The 601-nt window shown below is 69.4% G+C and carries 1 protein-coding gene; it reads right to left on the bottom strand.

Annotated elements, in window-relative coordinates; all coding sequences use genetic code 11:
• Positions 1–601, bottom strand: a 601-nt coding sequence (locus PKE99_RS38425; RefSeq protein WP_271215153.1) for a hypothetical protein, incomplete at both ends; no start/stop codon positions are given.

Below are 601 nucleotides of genomic sequence, written 5' to 3' on the forward strand. Positions count from 1 at the left end.
CGCGTCACCGCATCGGCGGTCAGGATCAGCCGGTCATCCACCGCCCGGATCTGTGCGGTCAGCGACTGATCCGCCTCGGCAACAGCCTTGCGCACCTTCCGGCGGGCCAGAAACTCGGCAAAGCCCTGATCCAGCACCTCGGAGGCCAGTGGCAACAGGCTGGCCCGCAGGCTGGTGGTCGCCGCGCCGCCGGTCTTTACCGCTGTCTCGGTCGCGCTGGTCCGGCTTTCCAGCGCGTCCACCACGTCAGTACCGGCCTTGCCCGCAACCGCCGTGCCCAGATCGGTGACCGACTGCCCCAGCGAGACGATTCCGCTCTCGGTCAGCGTGACCCGTGAGGTCAGCGCCTCCAGCGCCGAGGCGCTGGCCTTGCCCGGCAAGGCAGTGTTGAGCGCGGTGATCGCCTCGCCCTGCGAGGTGATCCTGCCCTCGGCGGTGGTCACCCGCAGCCGCAAAGCATCCACGGCGGTGGCGCTGGCAAGCTTCGGCAGATCCAGCTCCAGCCGCGTCACCGCATCGGCGGTCAGGATCAGCCGGTCATCCACCGCCCGGATCTGTGCGGTCAGCGACTGATCCGCCTCGGCAACAGCCTTGCGCACCT

The sequence above is a fragment of the Pseudonocardia halophobica genome (assembly GCF_027922425.1).
In the GTDB taxonomy this organism is placed as follows: Bacteria; Actinomycetota; Actinomycetes; order Mycobacteriales; family Pseudonocardiaceae; genus Pseudonocardia; species Pseudonocardia halophobica.